Raw genomic sequence first — 26,806 nt, forward strand, 5'->3', positions numbered from 1 at the left:
CTGCGCCAGGAAGCTCCTCATTTACGCCAATACTGTCGTACAGCGCGGCACGCCATGGATCGAAAAAGAAGCCTAGCTCTTAATGGTTGCTACGATACTGTTGGATATGGAGAGACCTTCACCCACCTGACCGGGTGCTCCGCCGCTACCGCCGCCCGTCCTTCTTCATCTTCGTGAACCGCACGCTCTGGCCATCAGGCATCCGCACCGCCTTGAACCCGGCAGCAAGACAGGCTTCGCGTTGCGGCATCTGGATGTCGGGGCTGCGCAGGCTGTCCCACCATGAGGCACGATTGGCGGCGCGCGGCAGGGCCGCGCCGATGATCTCTTCGATCTGTTCGAAGCTCAGGACGAATTCGGCCTGCTTCTGCCGCAGCAGATAGTCGCGCAACGCGTCGTAGTCGTTCACATCCGTCCTCTTGTCCGAAACCGGGTCTGCTCGCAGGAGATCTGCCCAAAACCGTGAGCGGCGTAAACCGATTCTTAACTCACTACGGCAGCGCTGTTCCACCTTAAACACTACTCAAGATTTCGGGCGCATCCACTAAGGGATCGGGAGCTAACGATGCTGTCTGGATGGCGCGAAGTCATGGCCCGCCGGCCGTGGCGGATTTCGGCGAAGCTGCTGATCATCTCGTCCGTGGTGACGGTGATCGGCTTTTCCGCCATTTGCGTCAACGTCATGCTCGACATGCGCCGGGGCGAGGAGGCGCTCGCCCGCCAGACGCTGGAGAACCTCGCGACCACCATCCAGTCCGACGTCAGCCGCAACGTCGAGATCTACGACCTGTCGCTGAAGGCGGTCGCCAGCAACATGCTGCTGCCCGAGCTCGCGACCGTGTCGACGCCGATCCGTCACCTGATCCTGTTCGATCACGCTACGACGGCGAGGCATTTCGGCGCCATCCAGGTGTTCGACGCCGAGGGCAGGCTTGCCATCGACGCCTCCACCCTCGATCCCCTCTCCGAGAACCGGAGCGAGGAGGAGTATTTCAGGGTTCATCGCGACAATCCCGAGGCCGGGCTCTTCATCAGCCGCCCGATGCTATTCCGCGGCGCCTACGCGATCGTGCTGAGCCGTCGCATCAGCGATACCGATGGCGGTTTCCTCGGCGTCGTCGCCGGCTCGATCCGCTTCAGCTATTTCCACGAATTGTTCGAGCGGCTCAACCTCGATCCCGAAGACACCATCACCGTGCTCAGGCGCGACCGCACCATCATGATGCGTCGGCCGTTCGATCTCGACATCATCGGTACGAACCTGAACGACCGGCGGGCCTGGAAGCCCGACAATCTCCCGATCGGCGCCTCCTATTCGGGAAAGGGCCCGGTCGATCCGACGCCGCGGCTCTATGTCCGCAGCGCCGACAACGGGCCGCTGTTCGTGGTGGCGGGCAAGCCGCTGGCCGCGGTCTTCGCGCTCTGGCAGAAGGAGGCGTATCGCATCGGCGCCGTGGTGCTGGCGCTTGCGCTGTTCGTGCTGGGATCGACGCTGGTGCTCGCGCGCGAGATCGGCCGCCGTGCCGAGGCCGAGCGCAAGCTCGAAGAGATGGCGACGACGGACGCGCTCACCGGCCTGAAGAACCGCCGCAAGTTCGATACCGTCATCGACGTCGAATGGCGGCGCGCGATGCGACAGAAGGCGCCGATCGCGCTACTCATGATCGATGCCGATCACTTCAAGGCCTACAACGACACGTTCGGCCATCAGGCCGGCGACCAGGTGCTGGTCGGCATCGCCATCTGCATTTCCGATTCGGTGAGCCGGGCCGGCGACTGCCCCGCGCGCTATGGCGGCGAGGAATTCGCGGTGCTGCTGCCGAATACTTCAGCCATCGACGCCTTCAAGGTCGCCGAGGCGGTCCGCACCAAGGTGCAGGGCTGGTCCGACGAGCAGGTGATGTTGACGGTGTCCTGCGGTGTCGCCAGCCTCGTTCCCACCGCCGGGATGGACTGGCCGGTCCTGGTCGCCGCCGCCGACAAGGCGCTGTATGCGGCGAAGGCGGGCGGACGTAATCAGTCGGTGGTTGCGAGCTTGCCGAAGCTGTCGCTGGTGGCGTGAGGGCGGCTAATCACCGTTATTGAACGCGACGCGATCCACACCAACGGCGTCGTCCCTGCGAACGCAGGGACCCATAACCACAGGGAGTGGTTTGGCGAAGACTTGTCGTTCGGTACTACTGCAAAACGCAATCGATAGATCACGCGGTATGGGTCCCCGCGTTCGCGGGGACGACGGCGGAGCTTGTGGCGACTACTGCCCCAGATACTTCTTCATCTCCGCGATCAGCCCGTCACGCAGCTCCGGGCGCTGCAGGCCGTAGGCGATGTTGGCGCGGAGGAAGCCGGGCTTGGAGCCGCAATCATGGCGCTCGCCCTCGAATTCGACGCCGTAGAATTTCTGCGATTTGGCGAGCCCGATCATGGCGTCGGTGAGCTGGATCTCGCCGCCGGCGCCGCGCTCCTGCGTCTCGAGGATCTTGAAGATCTCAGGCTGCAGGATGTAGCGGCCGGTGATCGAGAGATTGGAGGGCGCGGTGCCCTTGGCCGGCTTCTCGACCATGCCGTCGACCTCGAACATCTTGCCGCTGCGCTTGCCGACGCCGCAGATGCCGTATTGATGGGTGAGATGGTCGGGCACCGCCTCGACCGCGACCAAGTTGGATTTCTCGCCGAGCGTGGACGCCGTCTCGATCATCTGCTTGAGGCAACCGGGCGAGTTGAGCACGAGCTCGTCGGGCAGCACGACGGCGAACGGCTCGTTGCCGACGATGTCGCGCGCGCACCAGACCGCGTGACCGAGGCCGAGCGGCGCCTGTTGGCGGGTGAAGCTGACGGCGCCGGCTTCGGGCTGGTTCTGCGCCAAAATCTCCTGCTCGGCCTTCTTGCCGCGCTGGCTGAGCGTCGCGTCGAGCTCGAACATCCGGTCGAAGTGATCCTCGATGACATTCTTGTTGCGGCCGGTGACGAAGATGAAGTGCTCGATGCCGGCCTCCCTCGCCTCGTCATAGACGTACTGGATCAGCGGCTTGTCGACGATGGTCAGCATTTCTTTCGGCATCGCCTTGGTGGCGGGCAGGACACGGGTGCCGAGGCCGGCGACGGGGAATACGGCTTTGCGAATTTTCATGTGATTGTTCGAATACCTGGGGGCACATGGGAACGAGGCTGGGAACGGAGCAATGGCATCTTGCTAGCCTGTTTGCAGCCGCCAACAAAGGCGGATGTGGGGCCTCATCCGCGCAGAGTTAAGAAAAAGGCCGTCACCAAAATTTCACCTTTGTTAAGCTATTGGCAACCGTAACCAGGCCTCCTGATGGCAGATTCTTGGAAGGCCGATGGGTGGGACATGACGCGATTGGTGGCTAGGCAGGCAAGACGGGCGGGATCCGTGACCGGCGCGGCGATGATCGCGGCCGTCCTGCTGCTGCCCGTCAGCGCGCACGCCCAGGCGCAGAACGGCCTGTCCAATCTGTTCGGCGGCATCTTCTCCGGCCCCAATGCTGCGCCCTCGCAAGCCCCGCCGGGACCCGGCGGCGCCTTGCCCTGGAGCGGCGAGGACGGGGCTTCCGGCCATCCGCTGATGACGGCCGCGGCGATCCGCGAGGCCGCCGGCAATTTCAGCAATTGCGTTGCGGCGATGTGGCCCGATGCCGCACGGCGCAACATCACCCAGGAAAACTTCCAGCGCTTCACGGCCGGGCTCTCACCCGATCTGCGCATCATGGACCTGATGGACTCGCAGCCGGAGTTCACAAAATCGATCTGGGACTATCTCGATATCCTGGTGAACGACAACCGCCTCGCCAAGGGCCGCGAGATCCTCGCCAAATACAAGGCGCAGTTCGACGCCACCGAAAAGGCCACTGGCGTCGACCGCTACATCGTCGCCTCGATCTGGGGCATCGAGTCCAATTACTCGACGCAGATGGGCGATCGCAGCGTGCTGCAATCGACCGCGACGCTCGCCTGCATCGGCCGGCGCCAGGCCTATTTCAAGGACGAGTTCCTCTCCGCGCTGGAGATCCTCAACCGCGGCGACCTCAGGCCGGAGCAGATGCGCGGCTCCTGGGCCGGCGCGTTCGGCCCGACCCAGTTCATGCCGACAGCGTTCAAGCGCTTTGCGGTCGATGGCGATGGCGACGGACGGCGCGACGTCGTCGACAATCCGACCGACCTGATTGCATCGACCGCCAACAACCTCAAGAAAGACGGCTGGCAGGCCGGCCAGACCTGGGGCTTTGAGGTCGTGGTGCCCAAGGGCTTCAACTACATGCTGGCCGACCGCGCCAAGGCGATGACGATCGCGCAATGGGAGAAGCTCGGGCTCAAGCGGGCGACGGGCCAGCCGTTCCCGCATCCGGCGGAGAAAGCCTATCTGCTGGCGCCGGCCGGCGCGCAGGGGCCCGGCTTCCTGATGCTGCAGAATTACCGGGTCATCATGAAGTACAACCCGGCCGAGGCCTATGCGCTGGCGATCGGTCATTTCGCCGACCGCCTGCGTGGGGGCCAACCCTTCGTGCAACCCTGGCCGCGGCAGGAACGCGAGCTGTCGCGCACCGAGCGGCTGGAGCTGCAGCAACTGCTGGCCCAGCGCGGCTTCTACAAGGGCACCCCGGACGGCCAGTTCGGCGGCCAGACCCGGGAAGCCCTGCGCAACTTCCAGGCCTCGATCGGAGTGCCCGCGGACGGTTTTGCCTCCTCCGACGCACTGGAACGGCTGCGCGGACGGTAAAATCGCGCCGAAAGTAACCCTGAACTGGGATTTTGGCAGGCAGCCTTGACGCAGGCGGCCGTTCCCCGGTGTATGAGCCCAAGAATCTGCAACGGAATTTGCCCGTTTGGCGCCCGATTCCGTTATTATATTGAGCTACCTCCGATCCCCATTGCGCTGGCCCGAGATCGCATGTCGAAGCCGAAGTCCCTGTTCAAGGCGCTGACCGAGACCGGCCCGTTGATCGCGCTGGGGACGGCGCTTGCGATTCTGGTCTCGGTCGCAGGGCCTGCCTCTGCGCAGTTCTTCAACTTCCCGGGCTTCGGCGGCCCGCCGCAGCGTTCGGCTCCGCCGCCACAACGGGGCGGCGGTGGAGGCGGCGGCTGGTTCGGCGGCGACTTCTTCGCGCCGTTCCAGCAGCAACAGCCGCAGGCGCCGCGCCAGGATTTTTCGCGCGCGCCGGCGCCAGCCAAGCGCGACACCATCCCTGAGAAGAACGTGCTCGTGATCGGCGACGCCATGGCCGACTGGCTCGCCTATGGCCTGGAAGACGCCTACACCGAGCAGCCCGACATGGGCGTGATCCGCAAGCACAAGACCACGTCCGGCCTGATCAAGTACCAGCCGCGCGGCGAGCCCGCGGATTGGACGACTGCTGCAAGGGGCATCCTCGAGACCGAGAAGCCCGACGTGATCGTCGTCATGCTGGGCCTCAACGACCGCAGCGCGATCCGCGAGCCCGTCGCCGACAAGACGGACAAGGCCGCCGCAGACAAGGACAAGAAGAACGACAAGGGCGCGCGCGCCAAACAGCCAGCGAAGCCGGGGGACGCCAAGCCAGGCAATGACACCGCCGCCAAGCCCGACGACAAGCCTGCCGATGCCGATCTGCCGCAGGACGACGCCGACAACGCCGACGCGCCGGCGGCGGCGCCCGAAAAGACGGCCCGCAATCCGAACGGCCTCTACGAATTCCGTGACGACCGCTGGGTCGAGCTCTACGGCAAGAAGATCGAGGAGCTCGCCAGCGTCCTCAAGGCCAAGGGCGTGCCGGTGCTGTGGGTCGGCCTTCCCGCCATCCGCGGGCAGAAGGGCACGGCGGACATGCTGTTCCTGGACTCGCTCTATCGCGAAGGCGCGGCCAAGGCCGGCATTACCTATGTCGACGTCTGGGACGGGTTTGTCGACGAGGCCGGCCGCTTCCTCCAGAAGGGTCCTGACTTCGAAGGCCAGATCCGTCAGCTCCGCAGCTCTGACGGCGTCTTCTTCACAAAGCCCGGCGCGCGCAAGCTCGCGCATTATGTCGAGCGCGAAATCACGCGTCTGCTGGCAGGACGCTCCGGCCCGATCGCGCTGCCGAGCGAGCCGGCGACGCCCGACACCAGCGCCGAGCCCGGCAAGCCCGCACCGCGGCCGCTGGCGGGGCCGATCGTGCCGCTGGTTGCAGCCTCGATCTCGACCGATCAGTTGCTGGGCGGCCCGGGCTCGCGTCCCGCCGCCGTCGATGCGCTGGCTGCGAAGACAATGGTGAAGGGCGAGCCGCTGGCGGCTCCGGCCGGCCGCGCCGACGATTATGCCTGGCCGCGCCGCGAAGTCGGCCGCGAGCAGGCCAAGGGCGATACGCCGATGGCCGCAACGACGCCCGACGGCGGCGTCGCCAATCCCACCGCGCCGGGAGCCGCCGCCGCGATCGCCCCGCCGAAACTTGCACCGAAGAAGCCGCCGGTCCCACCGCAGCAACCGGCACAGGCTACGCCCTCATTCCGCGATTTCTTCGGCTTCGGCTCTCCGCAGCCACCGCCGCCGCGTCAACTGGCGCCGGCGCCCGGGCCGCGCAATCCGAATCCCAATCCCGGGGTCCCGCGTCCGCCGGGTAACGTTGGCCGCTCGGCCGAGATGTTCCGGTAAGGTAAGGTCTCGTGTCCCGGATGCGACGCGGCGCCTCTTGGTGAGGAGGCGCAGAGCCGGGACCCAATTCGTGCGGCATTCACAAAAGATGGGCCCCGGCTTAGCGATGCAGCGTTTCCGGACGATGCTACGCATCGCCTAGGCTGCATCGCGTCCGGGGCACGAGTGATAGGCGTTCGGCGACTAGCCTTAATAGCGCCAGCGCGACGGCGGCGGACGGCGTGCGGGACGCGACATCAGAAGCGCGAGCGCGAAACCGATGCCGCCGGCGACGAGCAGCGCGCCGAGCGGATTGTCCTGCACCTTCTTCGACAATGCTTGCGTACCGTCGCGAAGAGTCTCGCCGCTGTTGTCGTAGGCGTCCTTGGCGTAGTCAGCCGCCGTCTCGCCGGCCTCGCGCACGGCATCCTTGGCCTGGCCGTAGAGATTCTGCACCGTGCCCGCGGCTTCCCGCGCCTTGCCCGACGCCTGCGTCTTCGCATCGCCTGCCATGTCTCCGATCGCGCCTTCCGCGCGTCCGGCATATTCCTTGGCCGATCCAACAATCCGATCCGTGTCCATGATGATCCTCCTCGGTGGTCAGCCGAAGTAACCGATCAGGCGCGGCCCAGTTCCAAGTGTTTGCGAAAGTGTAGCTCCTACGAAAGTGTGTAGCCCGGATCGAGCGCAGCGCAATCCGGGCTACGGGCCAGCTAAAGGATGAGCCCGCCATCGACGACCAGCGTCTGTCCGACGATATAGGACGACAGCGGCGAAGCCAGGAACAGAGCCGCGCCCGCCATGTCGGCCGGCGTGCCCAGCCGCCGCAGCGGAATGCGTGACAATGCACCTTCGAGCCGCTTGGGATTGTCGGTCGTCACCTTGGTCATCTTGGTGTCGACGAGTCCGGGCGCGATGCCGTTGACGCGGATGCCGTCCTCCGCCCAGGCTTCGCCCAGTGTCCGCGTCAATCCGACCGCACCGGTCTTCGAGGCGTTATAGGCGGGATTGCCCATAGTGGAATGATAGGCCGCGGTCGAGGACACCATGATCAGCGACCCCTTCGCATCCCGCAACATGGAATGAAATCGCGTCGCGCAGGCCATCAGGCTCATCAAATTGACCTCGACCACCTTGCGGAAACCGCTCATCTCGAACTCGCCGCGGCGATAGAGCACCGCGCCTTGCGCCAGCACGAGCACGTCGAGCCGATCGAAGGACGGCTTGAACGCTTCGATCGCAGTGGGGTTGCTGACGTCGAGCTGCGCGTAAGACAGGCCCGTGAGATCAGAACCTTCCTCGATCGAATAATCCTTTGGCTGCGCACGCGTGCCGCAGACCGCGACATGCGCGCCCCTCGTGCGAAACGCTTGCGCGATGCCGTTGCCGATACCGCTGGAACCGCCGACCACCAGCACCTGCCTGCCTGAGAAATCGAGCTCGTTCGCCATCGCGGCCTCCCCTTTTGTCTTGCTTGTTTGACCTGTCTGCGGATCGATGCCAGCCTTGTCAATCATAACAAGAACAAGCAGGGCGCGAGGAAACAGCATGTCCGAGTTCAAACGGCTCAGCCGGTCCGTGAAGGGCCTGACCGTTCTCGTCACCGGCGCGGCTAGCGGCATGGGACGCGCCACCGCGCAATTGTTCGCCGCGGAGGGCGCGAACGTTGCCGTCACCGACTATGAGGAGCAAGGCGCGCTCGCCGTCGCGGCGGAGATCGCGGCGAGCGGCGGCTCGGCAAAAGCCTGGAAGCTCGACGTTGCCGATGGCACCGAGATCAGGCGCGTGGTGAATGATGTCGCGGCACATTTCGGCGGGCTCGATATCGTCGTCAACAATGCCGGCATCTCCGTACGCGTCGCGATCGACGACGAGGCCTATGAGGACGCCTGGGCAAAGGGCATCGCCGTGATGCTGACGGCGCATCCGCGCATCATCCGCGCCGCACTGCCTTACCTGCGCAAATCGAAGAGCCCGCGCATCGTCAACATCGCCTCGACCGAGGCGCTCGGCGCCACCGCATTGCACAGCCCCTATTCGGCAGCGAAGGGCGGCGTGGCGAGCCTCACGCGCTCGCTCGCCGTCGAGCTCGGCCGCGAGGGCATCACCGTCAATTGCATCTGCCCGGGTCCGATCCGCACTGGGATCACCGACCGGATCTCGGAGGAGCACAAGACGATCTACGCCAGGCGTCGCACCGCGCTTGGCCGCTACGGCGACCCTGAAGAGGTCGCGCATATGACGCTGAGCCTGTGCCTGCCGGCGGCATCCTTCCTCACCGGCGCGGTGATCCCGGTCGACGGCGGGTTGATGGCACGGAATGCGTGAGAGCCATGCGCGCCGAGCGTTGACAACGGCGAGTGCGGGAGTAGCTTTTTCGCCGACAGAGCGGGACCAACCGCTCGCACATGCGGGAGAAAACGCCATGACGATCGCCATCCGGCAGCTTCAGAAGCACTTTGCCGGCGAGGTTTCCGGCCTCGATTTGCGAAAGCCCCTCACCGAGGTCGAGGCGCGCGAGGTCGAGGCCGCCATGGACAAATACGCCGTGCTGGTTTTCCACGACCAGGACATCACCGACGAGCAGCAGATGGCTTTTGCGCTGAACTTTGGTCAGCGTGAGGATGCGCGTGGCGGCAACATTACCAAGGCCAGCGAACACCGCCTCAACTCGGGCTTGAACGATGTTTCGAATCTCGGCAAGGACGGCAAGCCGCTGCCGAAGGACAGCCGCGCCAATCTGTTCAACCTCGGCAATTGCCTGTGGCACTCCGACAGCTCGTTCCGGCCTATCCCTGCAAAATTCTCGCTGTTGTCGGCGCGCGTGGTGAACCCCAAGGGCGGCAACACCGAATTCGCCGACATGCGCGCCGCCTATGATGCGCTCGACGACGACACCAAGGCGGAGATCGACGATCTCGTCTGCGAGCACTCGCTGATGTATTCGCGGGGATCGCTCGGCTTCACCGAATACACCGAGGATGAGAAGGAGATGTTCAAGCCGGTGCTGCAAAGGCTGGTGCGGACGCATCCCGTGCATCGCCGCAAGTCGCTGTATCTGTCATCCCATGCCGGCAAGATCGTCGGCATGAGCGTGCCGGAGGGACGCCTCCTGCTGCGCGATCTCAACGAGCACGCCACGCAGCCCGAATTCGTCTACGTCCACAAATGGAAGCTGCATGACCTCGTGATGTGGGACAACCGCCAGACCATGCACCGCGTCCGCCGCTACGACCAGTCGCAGCCTCGCGACATGCGCCGCGCGACGGTGGCGGGGACGGAGCCCACGATGCAGCAGCAGGCGGCGGAGTAGCGCGGCAATCTCCGCTGTCGTCCCGGACGAGCGAAGCGAAGATTCGGGACCCAGCCACAAAACGTGGTTTGGCGAAGACTCGGAGTGACCGGCCTGCCTTAAACATCACCCTGGGAGTATGGGTCCCGGATCTACGCGCGCTTGAGGCGCGCTTGTCCGGGACGACAGCGGAGGACGAGGCACCACCGCGGAGTATGTCGCGGTAGCGACTAAAGCACCTACGCGTGTCCCGCTTCGTTCGAGAGCATGCCGGGATCGATGCCGATCTTGCGCAGGGCGCGTCCGTACTTGTCGTCGACGTCGTCACCGAAGATCAGATCCGCATCCGCATCGCAATGCAGCCAGCCGTTGCTCTGGATCTCGGTCTCGAGCTGGCCGGGTGCCCAGCCGGCATAGCCGAGCGCGAGAATGGCGTGCTTGGGGCCGGAACCGTTGGCGATCGCGCGCAGGATGTCGACGGTCGCGGTGAGGCAGACGCCCTCGTCGATCCGCAGCGTCGCGTTCTCGATGTAGAAGTCGCTGGAATGCAGCACGAAGCCTCGCCCGGTATCGACCGGACCGCCGCGCAGCACCTTCATGCTTTCGGCATTCTCGGGCAGCTTGATGTGCTCGCCCTTCTTGATGATGCCGAGCTGCTCCAAGAGCTCGGGGAAATCGATGCTGCCGGCCGGATGGTTCACGATGATGCCCATCGCTCCCTCCGCCGAATGGGCGCAGAGATAGATCACCGAGCGTTCGAAGCGGGAATCGCCCATCACGGGCATCGCGATCAAGAGCCGGCCGTCGAGATAACCGGCCGAATTAGGGAGTACGGGTCCCGCGCTGCGGGTGCTTTCGCCCGTCCTCTTGCCTGTGGGAGCCATCGGTGAAGCACTCCGGTTTCAATTCCTATCCTGATGTCGGGCCGGGCTGCTGTCAAATCAAGGCTTGCAGAGACGCGATTCAGGTGCATCCATCACAAGCAATTCAATGGTTTGCCTCAGGGCGACCCTGTAAAGACGTGCTATGCTCACAAGAGTTCCCCTGCGCGCGGCGATTGGCGTCGCGACAACCCTTTTTGCGTCGTCGCTGGCCATCGTAGCCCGTGCCGACGACGCTTCGCCGTGGCAGCGCGACGGACATTCCGCGGTGCGGCTACTGGCGGGATCGCGCAGCGGCGCCGTCCTGCTCGGCGGTATCGCCATCCAGCTCCAGCAGGGGTGGAAGACCTATTGGCGTTCCCCGGGCGATTCCGGCGTCCCGCCGCGGTTCGACTTTTCCAAGTCGGACAATGTCGAGGCGGTGACGGTGATGTGGCCCGCGCCGCTGAAATTCGACGACGGCGCCGGCGGCCATTCGATCGGCTATCACAACCAGATCGTGCTCCCCCTGCGCATCGTCGCCAAGGCGGCCGACAAGCCCGTGACCCTGCGCGCAGAGATCAATTACGCGGTGTGCGAAAAACTCTGCATTCCGGTCGAGGCCAGTGCCGAGCTCGGCTTCAACAGCGTGGCCTCGACCGAGGATGCCAATCTGCGTGCGGCACTCGATACCGTGCCCAAGCCCGCCAATATCGGCGATCCCAATCCCCTCACCATCCGCGACGTCAAGCGCGACGGACCCAAGAATGTGGTGGTCGACGTGGTGACGCCGGACCCGCGCAACGTCAATCTGTTCGTGGAAGGTCCGACGCCCGACTGGGCGCTGCCAATTCCGGCGCCGGTCAAGGACAGCCCGGCTGGCGTGAAGCGTTTTTCGTTCGAGCTCGACGGCTTGCCGCCGGGCGCCAAGCCCGATGGCGCAGCGTTGAAATTCACGCTGGTCGGGCCCGAGAAGTCGTACGAGTTCAATACGAATTTGGAGTGAGTGCCGGTTAGCTCGTCCGGGACGACACCGAGTATGGAACGCCACCCAACCGAATCTTAACGAATGGTTGCTAAGCCCCATGGCTACCGCAGCAGGCCTGCGGCATGCGGAAGACCGGGGACTTTTCGTGGCCGTGATGGATGCACCACCCGCAACGACCGGACCGGCCGGGCTGATCGCGCGGCTGCGGGCCAGGCTGACGGGCGGCTCGAGCGAGGCATCGCTGACGCGGCGGCTGGCCGGCACCATCTTCATCATCCGCGTCATCAGCGCAGGCCTTGCCTATGTCTCACAGGTGCTGCTCGCACGCTGGATGGGAACGTCCGACTACGGCATCTACGTCTATGTCTGGACCTGGGTGCTGCTGCTCGGCAGCATGATGGATTTCGGCATCTCGGCCTCGGCGCAGAAGATCATTCCAGAGTATCGCGCCAGCGGCGAGCAGGCGTTGCTGCGCGGCTTTCTCTCCGGCAGCCGCTGGCTGACCTTTGCGGTGTCCACGCTGGTCTCGCTCGCCCTCGCCGGCGTCGTCAGGCTGCTGTCGCCCTGGATCGACCCGGCCGAGGAGCTGCCACTCTATATCGGCTGCATGACGCTGCCCGCCTTCGTCGTCGCCAACACCCAGGACGGCATCGCGCGCTCGCATGACTGGATGCAGCTCGGCCTGATGCCGCAATTCATCATCCGCCAGGGGCTGATCATCGGAATTACGGCTATCGCCTTCCTGCTCGGCTATCATCTCGGCGCCGTCGCCGCGATGGTTGCGAGCCTGGGTGCAGTGTGGATCGCGATGACCGGGCAGATGGTGGTGCTGAACCGCAAGCTCGCCGGCCATATCGCGCCCGGCCCCAAGACCTATGACATCGGCGGCTGGCTCGCCGTCTCGCTGCCGATCCTGCTGGTCGAAAGCTTCTACCTGCTCTTGTCCTATACCGACGTGCTGGTGCTGCAGCAATTTCGCCCCTCCGACGAGGTCGGCGTCTATTTCGCGGTGGTGAAGACGCTGGCGCTGGTCTCGTTCATCCACTACGCGATGTCGGCAACGACGGCGCATCGCTTCGCCGAATACAACGCAAGCGGCGACAAGGCACGCCTATCGGCCTATGTGACACATGCGATCAACTGGACGTTCTGGCCATCGCTGGCGGCGACCATCGTGCTGCTCGCGCTCGGCAAGCCGCTACTCTGGCTGTTCGGGCCGCAATTCGTGGTCGGCTACGACATCATGTTCGTCGCGGCGATCGGGCTCGTCGTGCGCTCTGCGATCGGACCGGTCGAGCGACTGCTCAACATGCTCGGCCAGCAGAAGATCTGTGCGCTCGCCTATGCATTGGCCTTCGTGATGAACCTCGTGCTCTGCATCGCACTGGTGCCGCGTTACGGCGGCCACGGCGCCGCGGCCGCGACCTCGATCTCGCTTACCTTCGAGACGGTGCTGCTGTTCTGGATCGTGCGGCAGCGGCTGGGGCTGCACGTGCTGGCATTTGGTAAGTAGGTACTACAGAGCGCCGCCATTGGTCGCTCCCCTTGGGGAACGAGTGTTTCGCGGCGCGCCTGGGAACAACCGGAAATACCTCTCCATTTCCGATGCGCAGTACAATTTTTCTTATTCTGCCCAAGCGGTTGCGCCCCAGGGAAAGTTTATTCTACGTCGTATTGCCCAACCGACGAGATGAACCTAAGATTCTCCAGACATGATCGATCCACTCTACGTCGCCTCCGGTTTCGGCGTCGGCCTGCTCGTCGGGATGACCGGCGTGGGCGGCGGTTCCTTGATGACGCCGCTGCTGATCCTGCTGTTCGGTGTTCATCCCTCCACCGCGGTCGGCACCGATCTGCTCTATGCCGCCGCCACCAAGGCCGGCGGCAGCGTGGTGCATGGCTGGTCGCGCAGCGTGCACTGGCCCGCGGTGCTGCGGCTCGCCTGCGGCAGCATTCCGGCGAGCGCAGTGACGCTGCTGGTGCTGTGGAAGCTTGACCTCAGAAGCGATTCCGAGCGCAGCCTGGTCAATCTGGTGCTGTGCTTCGCCCTGCTGCTCACCGCGACCTCGCTGATCTTCCGCAAATCCATCATGGAGCGTTATCGCGGCCGGCTCGAGCAGGTCGACGAGCGCACCACCGCGATTGCCACCGTCGTCACCGGCATCGTGCTCGGCGTGCTGGTGTCAATTTCGTCGGTGGGCGCCGGTGCGGTCGGCGTGACCGTGCTGCTGCTGCTCTACCCTCGCCTGCCCATGGCAACCATCGTCGGCTCCGACATCGCCCATGCGGTGCCGCTGACGCTGGTCGCCGGCATCGGGCACTGGGCGCTCGGCGACGTGGATTGGGCGCTGATGGGCGTGCTGCTGATGGGCTCGCTGCCCGGCATCATCGTCGGCAGTTACAGCGCGACGCGGGTGCCCGAGACGGTGCTGCGGCTGACGCTTGCCAGCGTGCTGTTCGTGGTCGCCGGCAAGATCATGTTTGCGGAGTTGAACCTGTCGTCGGCGTTCGTGACGGCGCTGGCCTGGACGCATTGAGCGGGACGCGGCCGCCTGGTTCTCAGTCTCGCAGGGTGAGCAAAGGCGCAGTTGCGCCGTGCCCACCATTCAGAGGTGGTGGGCACGCTTTCGCTTTGCCCACCCTACGGCTCCTACGGCTCCTCGTTCCGAAGACCCCTACTCCGCCGTCCAGCCGCCGTCGATCGAGAGATTGGTGCCGGTGATCTGGGCGGCATCATCGCCGCACAGGAACAGCGCCAATGCCGCGACCTGCTCGGACGTCACGAACTCCTTGGTCGGCTGCGCATCGAGCAGGACGTCGTTGATGACCTGCTCACGCGTGAGATTGCGTGCCTTCATCGTGTCGGGGATCTGCCGCTCCACCAGCGGGGTCCAGACGTAGCCGGGGCTGATACAGTTGCAGGTGATCTTGTGGGTCGCGACCTCGAGCGCCACGGTCTTGGTGAGACCGGCGATGCCGTGCTTGGCCGAGACGTAGGCCGACTTGAAGGGCGAGGCGACCAGGGAATGCGCGGAGGCCGTGTTGATGATGCGGCCCCAGCCCTTCTTCTTCATGCCTGGCACCGCTGCGCGGATGGCATGAAATGCCGAGGACAGGTTGATGGCGATGATCTGGTCCCACTTCTCGAGCGGGAACTCCTCGATCGGCGAGACGAACTGAATGCCGGCATTGTTGACGAGGATGTCGACCGAACCAAAAGTCTTCTCGCCGAGCGCGATCATGCCGGCGATCTCGGCCGGCTTGGTCATGTCGGCGGGCGAATAGATTGCCTTCACCTTGAAGTCCTGTTCGATCTTGGCGCGCTCTTTCTCGATATCCTCCGGCGAGCCGAAGCCGTTGATGACGACATTGGCGCCGGCGGCGGCGAAGGCACGTGCGTAGGCGAGCCCGATGCCGCTGGTGGATCCGGTCACGACGGCATTCTTGCCTGACAGACTACCCATAATCATTCGCTCCTTTTTGGCGGGGGTGCGGTGACGTCCCCCGTGAGATCGTAGGTCACCATGGTCTCGCCGGACTGCGGCCGCTCGAGCCAGTCCTTGTGGCGCATCGACAGATGCACGTCGCGCACGCCGCCTTCCCAATGCTCGACCATGGCGACGTGCGAGAAGTCGTAATCCTTGGATGAGGATTCGTAGTTCTTGCTGCGGTAGATCAGATGCACGACGGTGACGGTACTTTCGCGCGACACCTTCGCCAGAAATTCGACGGAAGGATCGTTCTTGAGATAATCCGGCAATTTTCCGATCAGGTCGCGCACGGCCCTGCGGGCGTTGTGGATCTGCTTGTTCTTATCGGTGTTCATCCGCGTGCGGCTGGAATAGCGGATGTCCTTCTCGCGCTCGGTGGCCTCCAGCAGCGAGGTCGGCAGATCGCCGCGCGCGGAAAACAGGTCGACCTGGAAGATCAGCATGTCGCGATCGACCTCGGCATCGAGCACGTAGTCGAGCGGCGTGTTGGAGGCGATGCCGCCGTCCCAGTAATGCTCGCCCTCGATCATCACGGAGGGAAAGCCGGGCGGCAGCGCACCGGAGGCCATGATGTGCTCGGGGCCGATGGTCTTTCCGAGCTTCCTAAACTGGTAATTGTCGAAATATTTGAAGTTGCCCGAGGTGACGCCGACCGCGCCGACCGACAGGCGCGTCTTCAAATCGTTGATGCGGTCGAAATCGACCAGACGCTCCAGCGTCTTCTTCAGCGGCGCGGTGTCGTAATAGCTCTCGGCCTGCGGGCTGCCGGGCGGCCAGAGCGGCGCCGGTGGAATCCGCGGCGTGAAGAAGCCGGGCACGCCGAAGGTCGCAATCAGCGCGGCACTGGTCGAATTGAACAGCTCGCGGCTGTGGTCGCTCTTGCCGATCGGTTTCCACGGCACCGGCGCGGAGACCATCTCCCAGAATTCCTTGAGGCGCTTGACGCGCGTCGGGCCCTCGTTGCCGGCGATGATGGCGGCGTTGACCGCACCGATCGAGATGCCGGCGACCCATTCCGGCTCGAAACCGTGGCCGCACAGCGCCTGATAGGCGCCGGCCTGATAGGAGCCAAGCGCGCCGCCGCCCTGAAGGACAAGGACGCGCTGCGCATTCGCGGGGATGCTGGCGGATTCCGGGCTACGATCTGTCATGCAGGAACAATAGCAAAAGGCGAGCCACCGTGGCGACCCTCCGCCGCGGCGTCAATGCATCCCGGGATCAAGTCTGGCTTATCGGGGCTCGGTCGAGGCCAGGATCATGGTCCAGAACACCTTGTATTTGGTGCCCGGAGCATAGCTGGCCGCGATGCCCAGTTTTGTGACACCGCCCTTGAGCATGTTGGCGCGGTGGGGTGGCGAGTCGCGCCAGCCGGAAAACGCTTCCGCCAGCGTATGATAGCCGGCCGAGACGTTCTCGACGGCAACGGTGGCGGGATAGCCGCCGGTGGCAAGGCGCTTGGCCAGCGGCGCGCGGACGTCGTGATCCATCTTGTTGGCGGCGGCCATGGCCTGGGACTGGGATTCGGCGAGCCGCATCAGATCGGTATCGATGACAACGGTGCCGAGGGCGTTGTTCTGGCGATATTGCGAGATCATGATCGCGGCCGCCTGCGCATCGAGCTTGGAGCCCGGGACCGCCATGTCGGCGTACATGGACGGCTGCTGGACCGGTGCCTCGTTGCCGGCACAGCCGGCAAGCAGCAAAGTGATGAGAATTGCGGCCGCAGCGCGCATGTAGGAGCCCCCGAATGTAGGGGCCGTTGTTGCATACCAACAGTGGCTGAAAGGTGAATTTTGATGAAAATCTGCTCGGTGTCATTCCGGGGCAGTGCGCGGCACTAAACTATGGTGCGCAATTGCGCACCTGAGAATCTCGAGATTCCCCGGTGCGCAATTGCGCACCTGAGGTCTGGTCCTTCGGACCATCCCGGAATGACGGGAATTTCTACCCCGCAAATATCCGGTAACGGCGCGGCTCGAGGCCGATGGTGTCCCCGGCGCGCAGTTCCTTGTCGCGGGGGGCGTCGATCTCGACGGTTTCGCCGCCTGACAATGCGACCTCGGCGCGCTGCACCGGACCGAAATTGCGGACGTGCTGAACCGCGCCCTCGAAGGCGCCGCTGCCGGGGGGCCCGACCAGCATGTCGTGTCGCCGCACGAACAGTTTTGACGCGCCAGGCGCAAGCCCATCCGCCGCGAGCCGAAGCGGCCGGTCGCCGAGCCGGATCACCCCTGCTTCGACCTGGATCGGCAGCTCGATGGATTCACCGATGAAGCCGTGGACGAACGCGCTTGCCGGGCTTTCATAGACGTCATCGGGCGAGCCGATCTGCTCGATCCTGCCCTTGTCCATGACGACGACGCGGTTAGCGACTTCGAGCGCTTCCTCCTGGTCGTGGGTGACGAAGATCGAGGTGACGTTGATCTCATGGTGCAACGAGCGCAGCCATCGGCGCAGCTCTTTCCGCACCTTGGCGTCTAGCGCGCCGAAGGGCTCGTCGAGCAGCAGGATTCGCGGCTCGATCGCGAGCGCGCGGGCGAGCGCAATGCGCTGGCGCTGGCCGCCGGAAAGCTGGCTCGGATAACGATCGGCGAGCCAGTCGAGCTGCACGAGATCGAGCAGCTCTTTCACCCGGGCACGGATCGCGGCCTCGTCCTTGCGGACCGCACGCGGCTGCACGCGCAGGCCGAAGGCGACGTTCTCGAACACGGTCATGTGGCGGAACAGCGCGTAGTGCTGGAATACGAAACCGACATGCCGCTCGCGCGCGCCCTGCGCCAGCGCGTCCTCGCCATTGAAGGTGACCTCGCCGGAATCAGGCCAGTCGAGGCCTGCGATGATCCGGAGCAAGGTGGTCTTGCCGGAGCCTGATGGACCGAGCAGCGCCAGCAATTCTCCATTGTCGACCTTGAGGTCGACACCGTCGAGGGCGGCAAAACTGCCGAACTTCTTGACGAGATTTTTGACTTCAATGGTCACTGGCGTCGTGTCCTTCGTCGAGGTGACGTTCGAGAACCGTCTTTGCGATCAGCGTGATCAGCGCCAGCATCGCCAGCAGCGAGGCAATCGCGAAGGCGGCGACGAACTGGTATTCGTTGTAGAGGATCTCGACCAGCAGCGGCATCGTGTTGGTCTCGCCGCGGATATGGCCGGAGACGACGGAGACCGCGCCGAACTCACCCATCGCGCGCGCATTGCAGAGCAGGACGCCGTAGAGCACGCCCCATTTGATGTTGGGCAACGTGACGCGGAAGAAGGTCTGCAAGCCGGAGGCGCCGAGCGAAACCGCAGCCTCCTCCTCCTGCGTGCCCTGCTCCTGCATCAGGGGGATCAGCGCGCGCGCGACGAACGGGAAGGTCACGAAGGTGGTGGCGAGCGCGATGCCGGGCACGGCGAACAGGATCTGGATGTCGTGGTCCCTAAGCCAGCTGCCGAAATAGCCCTGTGCGCCGAACAGCAGCACGAAGACAAGGCCGGAGATCACCGGGCTCACCGAGAACGGCAGGTCGATCAGCGTGACCAGGAAGGTCTTGCCCGGGAAATCGAATTTTGCAATCGCCCAGGCGGCGACGAGACCGAAGACAAGGTTGAGGCCGACCGAGATCGCCGCGACGATCAACGTCAGCTTGATCGCAGCCAGCGCCTCCGGCTCGGCGAGCGCGGAGAGATAGGCGAGGATTCCCTTCGAGAACGCCTGCGCGAACACGACCACCAGCGGCAGCACGACGAAGACGGAAAGAAAGATGATCGCCAACGCGATGATGGTGATGCGCACCGCGCGCGGCTCGGTGCGGAGATTGTCTTGCGCCGCCGCCGCATGTGCCCGGGCCCTCGCACGTGCCTTGGCGTCGGGAGCCGAGAGCGACACGGAGTCTGCGATCTGCATCGTCATCGCATCCTCCTCAGCGCGCCGGAATCCGGCTCCGCGCCCAGCGCTGGAGCCGGTTGACGGCGAAAATGATGACGAAGGAGACGACGAGCATGACCACCGCGATGGCGGTCGCGTCGGCGTAGCGGAACTCGGACAGCCGGATCACGATCAAGAGCGGCGCGATCTCGGAGACATTCGGCAGATTGCCGGCAATGAAGATCACCGAGCCGTATTCACCGACCGCGCGGGCAAAGGCGAGCGCGAGCCCGGTGAGCAGCGCCGGCGCAAGCGAGGGCAGGATCACGCGGATGATGGTCTGCCAGCGGCTGGCGCCCAGGCTTCCCGCGGCTTCCTCGATCTCGGGGTCGAGATCCTGCAGCACCGGCTGCACCGTGCGCACCACGAAGGGAATGCCGATGAAGATCATGGCGACGAAGATGCCGACCGGCGTGAAGGCCACCTTGATGCCGAGCGCCGCGAGCGGTGCCCCGAGCCAGCCCTTCTCGGCGAACAGCGCAGTCAGCGCGACGCCAGCGACCGCCGTCGGCAGCGCGAAGGGCACGTCGACGATGGCGTCGAACAGCCGCCGGCCGGGGAAGCGGTAGCGCACCAGCGCCCAGACGATGATGCTGCCCATGACGAGGTTGACGCAGGCCGCCGCGAACGCAAGGCCGAAGGAAACCCTGAGGGCATTCAGGGTGCGGCGGCTGGAGAGGATGTTCCAGAATTGCTCGGGGCTGAGCTCGAGCGATTTCAGGAACAGCCCGGCGAGCGGAATCAGGATGATGATCGACAGCCAGGAAAGCGTCAGTCCCATGGTGAGACCGAAGCCCGGCAATGTCCGGCGTCGTGCTGCGAGTGCGCTCACCAGGCCCCCTGCTAAAGCCCATTAAGACAGCGCCAGATCAGTTCTTATAGATCTGGTCAAAGATGCCGCCGTCGGCAAAATGTTCCTTCTGCGCCTTGGTCCAACCATCGAAAACGTCGTCGATCGTGAATAGTTCGACCTTTGCGAAGGCATTTTCGTATTTTTTGGCAATGTCGGCATCGCGCGGGCGGTAGAAGTTGCGCGCGGCGATCTCCTGCCCCTCCTTGGTGTACCAGTACTGGAGGTAGGCATCGGCGGCATTGCGGGTGCCTTTTTTATCGGCAACCTTGTCGACGATCGCGACCGGCGGCTCGGCGAGGATGGATTGCGGCGGCGCCACGATCTCGAATTTCTCCCGGCCGAATTCCTTCAGGGCGAGAAACGCCTCGTTCTCCCAGGCCAGCAGCACGTCGCCGACGCCGCGCTCGACGAAGGTCACGGTGGCGCCGCGCGCGCCGGTATCGAGCACCGGCACCTGCTGGTAGAGCTTGCCGATGAAATCCTTGGCCTTGTCGGCGGAGCCGTATTTCTTCTGCGCAAAGCCCCAGGCCGCCAGATAATTCCAGCGCGCGCCACCCGACGTCTTCGGGTTCGGCGTGATCACGGCAACGCCCGGCTTGATCAGATCGTCCCAATCCTTGATCGCCTTGGGATTACCCTTGCGCACCAGGAACACGATGGTGGAGGTGTAGGGTGACGCATTCTGCGGCAACCGCTTCTGCCAGTCCGTCGCCGTGAGGCCCTTGCCGGCGATCGCGTCGATGTCGTAGGCGAGCGCGAGCGTCACCACATCGGCCTGCAATCCGTCGATCACCGCGCGCGCCTGCGAACCGCTGCCGCCATGCGACTGCTTGACCTCGACGCTCTTGCCGGTTTCCTTCTGATAGGCGTTCGCGAACGCCTTGTTGAATTCGGCATAAAGCTCGCGCGTCGGATCATACGACACGTTGAGCAGATTGATGTCGGCAGCGAGAGCCGCGCTTGCCACAAAAACCGTCGCGAGAAGTCCTGCAGCGAGCGGAACGATACGGCGCATCATGTCCATCTCCATTCACTTCGACGACATCGGTGTCAGCGAAGGCAGGCGAAACTCGCGGCGAAACACGCTTAAGTCAACGAAACCGGATTTTCTTGTTCGCAGCGTGGCAGCGTGACTGTGCTACGAAGTCTTCATCGTGTGGATGCCGCATTCTGTCTTGGCCCGGCCGCGCCAGCGACCAGCACGTTCATCCTCACCCTCGGCCGTTCTGCTCGTGCAAGGCATACACCCAACCGACAGGAAACCGGAGGCGGCGAGTGGATGACGCGGCAATTTGGCGCGGACGAAGATGGCCTCCAGTTCCTCGCGCGAGACGTTGGCGAAGGGGTTGAACTTCAACCGCACGCCATCGTCTTCAACCACCGGAATGTCGGCGCGCGCATTGCCCTGGAAGCGCTTGCGGCCGTTGAGCCAGGCCGAGAACGGCTTCAATGCCCGCGCCAGCGGCTCGACTTTACGAATGCGACAGCAGGCGTCGGGATCGGAGAACCAGAGGTCGCGATCGGGATCGTCACGCGACAATGTTTCTTCGGCGGGCTTGATCGAGCGGACATCCTTCAGGCCAAGCGTCGCGATCAACGTGTCGCGATAGGCCAGCGTCTCCTCGAACAGCCAGCCGGTATCGAGGAAGACCACGGGAATCGCGGGGTCGACATCCGCCATGACCTTCAGCAGCGTCGCCGATTCCGTGCCGAACGACGACACCAGCGCAAGCTTTTCGCGCCCGACCGTCTTCAGCGCCGCGGCGACGATCTCCGCGGGCGAGGCATCGCGCAGCGCGCGATCGAGTTCGTCCGCAGACGGCAGCGCAGAGGCGGACGTCGGCGAAACCTGAGGCGCGATCGCGTTCACGTGCCGACGCCCTCGGAATGGCGCAGCTGCATGCGCCGGTGCAAGGCCGTGATGCGGCCATCGCCGGTCGGCTGGTAGAACACCGAATAGCGCTTGGCGGTCTGCATGAAGGCTTCCGCGTCGGCCTGCTTCTTGACGTCGAAGGAATCGAAGCCGGCCCGCAGCATGAACACGAACTGGTCGCGCAGCACCTGGCCGGTGGCGCGCAATTCGCCGCGGTAATTGTAGCGCTCGCGCAGCAGGCGGGCCTGGCTGTAGGCGCGGCCGTCGCGGAAGGTCGGGAACACCAGCGCGACGACGGCGATCTTGCCGAGATAGGGGACCAGTTCGGCGATGTCGCGGTTGTTCGGCCAGATCACGCCGACCTTGCCGGCGCGCTTGAGCAGCGCATCGGCCTCGTCGATGAAGCGCTCGGCCGGCACCAGGATGTCGCCGCCCTCGGGCAGCGGCGTGTCCACGGCCAGCTTGACGAAACTGTCGCCCGTGATCTTTCCGCCGTTAACGAGTGGCATAAACGCGCTCCTTGAAGGGTTCGACGCCGAGGCGTTTCACGGTGTCCATGAACAGCTCTTCGGGCCGCTCGCGCAGCGCCAGATAGGCTTCCACGATGTCCTCGACGACGTCGGCGACCTCGTCGAACTTGACGCCCGGTCCAATCAGGTTCCCGAGCGCAGCGTTTTCGTCGGCACGGCCGCCAATGGTGATCTGGTAGACCTCCTCGCCGTTCTTCTCGACGCCGAGAATGCCGATATGGCCGACATGGTGATGGCCGCAGGCGTTGATGCAGCCGGAGATGTTGATGTGGAGCCGGCCGATCAGGTTGGCGAGCTCGTGGTTGGCGAAGCGCCGCGTCAGCTCCTGCGCGATCGGGATCGAGCGCGCATTCGCCAGCGAGCAATAGTCGAGACCCGGGCAGGCGATGATGTCGGTGATCAGGTTGACGTTCGGCGTCGCGAGGCCAAGCTTGTCGAGCGCCTTCCACAGCGCCGGCAGGTCACGCTTGGCGACGTGCGGCAGCGCCAGGTTCTGCTCGTGGCCGACGCGGATTTCGCCGAAGGAATATCTGTCGGCGAGATCGGCCAGCGCATCCATCTGCTCCGCCGTGGCATCGCCCGGAGGCGCGCCGATCGGCTTCAGCGAAATCGTGACGATGGCATAGCCCTGGTTCTTGTGCGGAGAGACCGAGTTCTTGCGCCACGCTTCGAAGTCGGGATCGGCCGCCGCCTGCCGAAGCTCGTCCGGCATGTGCGGCAGCTTTTCGTAAGGAGGATAGGAGAAGCGCGAACGAATGTCCTCGATCACCTCGTCGTCGATCTGGAGCGAGGAGTTGCGGATGTGCTGCCACTCCTCCTCGACCTCGCGGGAGAACTTCTCGATGCCGAGCTCATGGACCAGGATCTTGATGCGCGCCTTGTAGATGTTGTCGCGGCGGCCATACTGATTGTAGACGCGCAGGATCGCCTCGATATAGCTCAGGATATCGCGGCCGTGCACGAAATGCTTGATGGTCTTGGCGATGAACGGCGTGCGGCCGAGACCGCCGCCGACCAGCACCTCGAAGCCGGTCTCGCCCTTCTCGTTCTTGATCAGGCGAAGGCCGATGTCGTGGATCTTGATCGCGGCGCGGTCGTGGTCCGACGCGGTGATCGCGATCTTGAACTTGCGCGGCAGGAACGAGAATTCGGGATGCAGCGTGGTGTGCTGGCGGATCAGCTCGGACCAGATGCGGGGATCCTCGATCTCACCCGGCGCGACGCCGGCCCACTGATCCGAGGTGACGTTGCGCATGTTGTTGCCGGAGGTCTGCATCGCGTGGATGCCGACCTTGGCGAGATCTTCCAGCGCGTCCGGCAATTCGGCGAGCTTGATCCAGTTGAACTGGATGTTCTGCCGCGTGGTGAAATGGCCATAGCCGCGGTCATATTTGCGCGCGACATGGGCGAGCGCCCGCAGCTGGTTCGTCGCCAGCGTGCCATAGGGGATCGCGACGCGGAACATGTAGGCGTGCAGTTGCAGATAGACGCCGTTCTGCAGGCGCAGAATCTTGAACTCGTCCTCGGTGAGCTCGCCGGAGAGGCGCCGCTTCACCTGGTCGCGGAACTCCGAGACGCGCTCGTTGACGAGCGTGCGATCGATTTCGTCGTAAGCATACATAAGAAAGCGCCTTAAACCTGGGCCGACTGTCCGATGGTCACACCGGTGCGGCGGATCTGTTCGCGCAGATTGCCGGGTTCGATCTTGCCATCCGCGCCGACCTGCACCGGGGCGATATAGGGACCGATCGCGCCGACGTCATCGGCGACGGACTCCGCAAGCAACGCCTTGGCCTCGTCGGAGTTGCGCACGATCGCAGCTTCCGACAGGTCCGCAGACCAGCTCTTGGCGGCGGTGCGATAAACCACGATGCCGTCCCAGGTCCGGTTGGCGGTCACGATCGAGGGGCCGGCGATCTTGATCTTCTTCTGTTCAAGCGGCGAGGTCATTCGGCTGCATCCAATAGGTCAGAGATGATTTGCTTTGGGGTTTCGCGACGAAGGGAACCGGCATGCCGGACCACCTCGCCGATGATGAGAATGGCGGGACCGCCGCTGACCCGCCGCACCAGTTCGGGAAGGTCGCGCAGCGTGCCGATCGCGCCTTGCGCATCGGGACGGCTCACGCGCGCGAACACGCCGACCGGCGTCTCCGGCGAACGGCCGGCGGCGAACAGGCCGGCGCGCACTGCGGGCGCGGCGGTCATGCCCATATAGACCACGACGGTCATTTTGGTGTCGGTCAGCGTCGACCAGTCCACGACTTCCGCATCGCGCGCCTTGTGCGCGGTGAGGAAGGTGATGCGGGTCGCTTCATGACGATAAGTGAGCGGCACCTCGAAATCGGCGGCGCCGCCGAGCCCCGCGGTGATGCCCGGAATGATCGAATAGGCGACACTTGCCGCGCGCAGGGCTTCAACCTCTTCGCCGCCGCGGCCGAACACGAAGGGATCGCCGCCCTTCAGCCGCACCACCCGCTGGCCGGCTTGCGCCGCTTCGATCATGCGCTTGTTGATGGCGTCCTGGCCGATGCCGGGCTTGCCGACGCGGCGGCCGACCGGAACGCGCGTGGTGTCGCGGCGGATGCGGTCGAGAATTTCGCCCGAGACCAGCTCGTCATGGAAGACGATGTCCGCATCCTGCAATGCGCGCAGCGCCTTGATGGTGAGAAGATCGGGATCGCCAGGACCGGCGCCAACCAGCGCGACCGAGCCTTCCGGCTTTTCGGCACGCGCGAATTCGGAGGGATCGGCAATTGCCTTGAGCGCGGCATCCGCCTCGCTCCTACGGCCGCCGAGCACGGCGGCGCCGATCGGGCCGTCGATGACGTGCTCCCAGAACCGGCGGCGCAGCGGAAACTCAGTGATGCGCTCGTTGATGGACTTGCGGAAGCCACCGATGAACTCGGCAAGCTCGCCGATACGGGCCGGCAGCAGCGCCTCGATCTTCTCCCGCACGCGCCGTGCCACGACGGGCGAAGTGCCGCCGGTACCGACCGCGACCACGACATCGCCGCGATCGACGATCGCGGGAAAGATGAAGCTGGAATGTTCGAGATCGTCCATGACGTTGACGGGCAGCCCGAGCGCCTTGGCGCGAACCGACATCGCCACGCCGACATCACCCGCGCCTGCGCAGACGACGGCGATGACTCCCGCGAGATCGGCAGTGAGCGGATCGCCCGACGCGATCTCGATACGCGCCGCATCCCCGGAGTTCAGGCCCAGCTCATGATTGCCGTCGATCGCATGCACGCGGATGCGCGCACCGGCGGCAGAGAGCACGCGCAGCTTGGCACGCAAAAGCTCACCCGCGCCGATGAGGATCACCGGACCGGCCTTGAGATCGAGAAACACCGGCAAGAACCGCATGCGATACTCGCTTCCCCCACATCCGGGGTTGACTGGAATTATTTTCTATATATGTGTCATTTCGAGCGCGCAAAGAGAAAATTTTTTCTTCTCTTCCGCACCGCAACTATAGAATTTTCGCCTCCAAACGCAAAGTGGCAGAGATGCATCTTCTCAAGGACGATTCCGCAGCGAGCGGACTGAGCAGCGCGGCCCCGGCCGAGCGCGCACGCACGCAAGAATTTTCTGCTGACCTTGCCCCCAGCATGGACCATCTCGACCAGCTCGAGGCGCAGAGCATCTACATCTTCCGCGAGGCGTTCGCCCGGCTGAAGAAGATCGCGCTGCTGTGGTCGCTCGGGAAGGACTCCAACGTCATGATCTGGCTGGCGCGGAAGGCGTTCTTCGGCCGCGTGCCGTTCCCGGCGCTGCATGTCGACACCGGCAAGAAGTTTCCGGAGATGTACCGTTTTCGAGATCACTACGGCAAAGAGTGGGATCTCGATCTGCGCGTCGAGCCCTGCCCGCCCATCGATGCCGTCGATCCGACGCTGCCGCCGGCCGCCCGCTCCGCTGCGCGCAAGACCGAAGGCCTCAAGATGGCGCTCGACAAATTCGGCTTTGACGGCCTGATCGCCGGCATCCGCCGCGACGAGGAGGCAACGCGCGCCAAGGAGCGTGTGTTCTCGCCGCGCGGGCTCGAAGGCAATTGGGACGTGCGCGACCAGCCGCCGGAGTTCTGGGACCATTTCAACGCATCGCCGCCGCAAGGCGCGCATTTGCGCATCCATCCGATCCTGCATTGGACCGAGGCCGATATCTGGGCCTACACCAAGCGCGAGAACATCCCGATCATCCCGCTGTATCTCGCCAAGGACGGCAAGCGCTATCGCTCGCTGGGGGATCAGGACATCACCAATCCGGTCGCATCGACCGCGTCCAACATCGACGAGATCCTGATCGAGCTCGAGCAGACCAAGGTGCCGGAGCGCGCCGGCCGCGCACTCGACCACGAGACCGAGGACGCCTTCGAGCGCCTGCGCGTCGCCGGCTATCTCTGA

General features: G+C 64.4%; 26 protein-coding genes. 9 read left to right on the forward strand and 17 right to left on the reverse strand.

What is annotated here, in order from left to right; translation table 11 throughout:
• Window positions 1-145 precede the first annotated feature (145 nt).
• Window positions 146-409, reverse strand: coding sequence for a hypothetical protein (locus tag GGD61_RS22580; protein ID WP_026202061.1), 264 nt, complete (start codon window positions 407-409; stop codon window positions 146-148).
• A gap of 156 nt (window positions 410-565) precedes the next feature.
• Between GGD61_RS22580 and GGD61_RS22585 the strand changes: the two genes are divergently transcribed.
• On the forward strand, window positions 566-2,062 hold the full coding sequence (locus tag GGD61_RS22585; RefSeq protein ID WP_183231173.1) for a diguanylate cyclase: 1,497 nt from the start codon (window positions 566-568) through the stop codon (window positions 2,060-2,062).
• 192 nt (window positions 2,063-2,254) lie between these two features.
• Here GGD61_RS22585 and galU read toward each other — a convergent pair whose 3' ends face one another.
• On the reverse strand, window positions 2,255-3,130 hold the full coding sequence (gene galU, locus GGD61_RS22590; protein ID WP_092254459.1) for a UTP--glucose-1-phosphate uridylyltransferase GalU: 876 nt from the start codon (window positions 3,128-3,130) through the stop codon (window positions 2,255-2,257).
• A gap of 219 nt (window positions 3,131-3,349) precedes the next feature.
• On the opposite strand from galU, the gene GGD61_RS22595 reads away from it, so the two are divergent.
• Together GGD61_RS22595 and GGD61_RS22600 are read left to right on the forward strand one after the other, a co-directional pair.
• Window positions 3,350-4,735 (forward strand): lytic murein transglycosylase, encoded by a 1,386-nt coding sequence (locus GGD61_RS22595; RefSeq protein WP_183231174.1) that lies wholly within the window; start codon window positions 3,350-3,352, stop codon window positions 4,733-4,735.
• Window positions 4,736-4,906: 171 nt separating this feature from the next.
• On the forward strand, window positions 4,907-6,622 hold the full coding sequence (locus GGD61_RS22600) for an SGNH family hydrolase (protein WP_183231175.1): 1,716 nt from the start codon (window positions 4,907-4,909) through the stop codon (window positions 6,620-6,622).
• Between the two features lie 189 nt (window positions 6,623-6,811).
• On the opposite strand, the gene GGD61_RS22605 is transcribed toward GGD61_RS22600, so the two are convergent.
• Together GGD61_RS22605 and GGD61_RS22610 are read right to left on the reverse strand one after the other, a co-directional pair.
• Window positions 6,812-7,183: a CsbD family protein gene (locus GGD61_RS22605; RefSeq protein ID WP_018318729.1), complete on the reverse strand. Its 372-nt coding sequence runs from the start codon at window positions 7,181-7,183 to the stop codon at window positions 6,812-6,814.
• A 131-nt stretch (window positions 7,184-7,314) separates the two neighbouring features.
• Entirely contained in the window at window positions 7,315-8,052 is a 738-nt protein-coding gene (locus GGD61_RS22610) for an SDR family NAD(P)-dependent oxidoreductase (RefSeq protein WP_183231176.1), read from the reverse strand.
• A 97-nt stretch (window positions 8,053-8,149) separates the two neighbouring features.
• Here GGD61_RS22610 and GGD61_RS22615 point away from each other — a divergent pair, with 97 nt between their 5' ends.
• Window positions 8,150-8,929 (forward strand): SDR family NAD(P)-dependent oxidoreductase, encoded by a 780-nt coding sequence (locus GGD61_RS22615; protein WP_183231177.1) that lies wholly within the window; start codon window positions 8,150-8,152, stop codon window positions 8,927-8,929.
• Window positions 8,930-9,026: 97 nt separating this feature from the next.
• Window positions 9,027-9,914, forward strand: coding sequence for a TauD/TfdA family dioxygenase (locus GGD61_RS22620; RefSeq protein ID WP_183231178.1), 888 nt, complete (start codon window positions 9,027-9,029; stop codon window positions 9,912-9,914).
• A 218-nt stretch (window positions 9,915-10,132) separates the two neighbouring features.
• On the opposite strand, the gene GGD61_RS22625 is transcribed toward GGD61_RS22620, so the two are convergent.
• On the reverse strand, window positions 10,133-10,777 hold the full coding sequence (locus tag GGD61_RS22625; protein ID WP_092254450.1) for a YqgE/AlgH family protein: 645 nt from the start codon (window positions 10,775-10,777) through the stop codon (window positions 10,133-10,135).
• A gap of 142 nt (window positions 10,778-10,919) precedes the next feature.
• Between GGD61_RS22625 and GGD61_RS22630 the strand changes: the two genes are divergently transcribed.
• From GGD61_RS22630 to GGD61_RS22640, 3 genes are all read left to right on the forward strand, one after another.
• A complete protein-coding gene (locus GGD61_RS22630; RefSeq protein WP_092254447.1) occupies window positions 10,920-11,759 on the forward strand; it encodes a protein-disulfide reductase DsbD domain-containing protein in 840 nt (279 codons plus the stop codon).
• 127 nt (window positions 11,760-11,886) lie between these two features.
• A complete protein-coding gene (locus GGD61_RS22635; protein ID WP_409362469.1) occupies window positions 11,887-13,254 on the forward strand; it encodes a flippase in 1,368 nt (455 codons plus the stop codon).
• Between the two features lie 199 nt (window positions 13,255-13,453).
• Entirely contained in the window at window positions 13,454-14,278 is an 825-nt protein-coding gene (locus GGD61_RS22640; RefSeq protein WP_018318736.1) for a sulfite exporter TauE/SafE family protein, read from the forward strand.
• Between the two features lie 138 nt (window positions 14,279-14,416).
• On the opposite strand, the gene GGD61_RS22645 is transcribed toward GGD61_RS22640, so the two are convergent.
• The 12 genes from GGD61_RS22645 to cysG all read right to left on the reverse strand — a co-directional run bounded on the left by GGD61_RS22645 (window position 14,417) and on the right by cysG (window position 25,766).
• Entirely contained in the window at window positions 14,417-15,205 is a 789-nt protein-coding gene (locus GGD61_RS22645) for a 3-hydroxybutyrate dehydrogenase (RefSeq protein WP_018318737.1), read from the reverse strand.
• Between the two features lie 2 nt (window positions 15,206-15,207).
• Window positions 15,208-16,383: a patatin-like phospholipase family protein gene (locus GGD61_RS22650; protein WP_092254444.1), complete on the reverse strand. Its 1,176-nt coding sequence runs from the start codon at window positions 16,381-16,383 to the stop codon at window positions 15,208-15,210.
• 78 nt (window positions 16,384-16,461) lie between these two features.
• On the reverse strand, window positions 16,462-16,965 hold the full coding sequence (locus GGD61_RS22655; RefSeq protein ID WP_092254441.1) for a CAP domain-containing protein: 504 nt from the start codon (window positions 16,963-16,965) through the stop codon (window positions 16,462-16,464).
• Between the two features lie 211 nt (window positions 16,966-17,176).
• Window positions 17,177-18,211: a sulfate/molybdate ABC transporter ATP-binding protein gene (locus GGD61_RS22660; RefSeq protein ID WP_092254438.1), complete on the reverse strand. Its 1,035-nt coding sequence runs from the start codon at window positions 18,209-18,211 to the stop codon at window positions 17,177-17,179.
• Window positions 18,201-19,124, reverse strand: coding sequence for a sulfate ABC transporter permease subunit CysW (gene cysW, locus GGD61_RS22665; RefSeq protein ID WP_018318741.1), 924 nt, complete (start codon window positions 19,122-19,124; stop codon window positions 18,201-18,203). Before cysW ends, GGD61_RS22660 begins: the two co-directional genes overlap by 11 nt.
• A 10-nt stretch (window positions 19,125-19,134) precedes the next feature.
• A complete protein-coding gene (gene cysT / locus GGD61_RS22670) occupies window positions 19,135-19,920 on the reverse strand; it encodes a sulfate ABC transporter permease subunit CysT (protein ID WP_038950061.1) in 786 nt (261 codons plus the stop codon).
• A gap of 88 nt (window positions 19,921-20,008) precedes the next feature.
• Window positions 20,009-21,010, reverse strand: coding sequence for a sulfate ABC transporter substrate-binding protein (locus tag GGD61_RS22675; RefSeq protein ID WP_183231179.1), 1,002 nt, complete (start codon window positions 21,008-21,010; stop codon window positions 20,009-20,011).
• A 120-nt stretch (window positions 21,011-21,130) separates the two neighbouring features.
• On the reverse strand, window positions 21,131-21,862 hold the full coding sequence (locus GGD61_RS22680; RefSeq protein WP_092254429.1) for a phosphoadenylyl-sulfate reductase: 732 nt from the start codon (window positions 21,860-21,862) through the stop codon (window positions 21,131-21,133).
• Window positions 21,859-22,374, reverse strand: a complete 516-nt coding sequence (locus GGD61_RS22685; protein WP_183231180.1) for a DUF934 domain-containing protein — start codon at window positions 22,372-22,374, stop codon at window positions 21,859-21,861. Before GGD61_RS22685 ends, GGD61_RS22680 begins: the two co-directional genes overlap by 4 nt.
• Entirely contained in the window at window positions 22,361-24,016 is a 1,656-nt protein-coding gene (locus GGD61_RS22690) for a nitrite/sulfite reductase (protein WP_183231181.1), read from the reverse strand. The genes GGD61_RS22685 and GGD61_RS22690 overlap by 14 nt, the downstream gene beginning before the upstream one ends.
• 11 nt (window positions 24,017-24,027) lie before the next feature.
• Window positions 24,028-24,345 (reverse strand): DUF2849 domain-containing protein, encoded by a 318-nt coding sequence (locus GGD61_RS22695; protein WP_018318747.1) that lies wholly within the window; start codon window positions 24,343-24,345, stop codon window positions 24,028-24,030.
• Window positions 24,342-25,766, reverse strand: coding sequence for a siroheme synthase CysG (gene cysG, locus GGD61_RS22700; protein ID WP_183231182.1), 1,425 nt, complete (start codon window positions 25,764-25,766; stop codon window positions 24,342-24,344). Before cysG ends, GGD61_RS22695 begins: the two co-directional genes overlap by 4 nt.
• Window positions 25,767-26,011: 245 nt before the next feature.
• Between cysG and cysD the strand changes: the two genes are divergently transcribed.
• Complete coding sequence (cysD, locus tag GGD61_RS22705; protein WP_183231217.1) at window positions 26,012-26,806, forward strand: sulfate adenylyltransferase subunit CysD; 795 nt, start codon at window positions 26,012-26,014, stop codon at window positions 26,804-26,806.

The sequence above is a fragment of the Bradyrhizobium sp. SBR1B genome (assembly GCF_014198205.1).
In the GTDB taxonomy this organism is placed as follows: Bacteria; Pseudomonadota; Alphaproteobacteria; order Rhizobiales; family Xanthobacteraceae; genus Bradyrhizobium.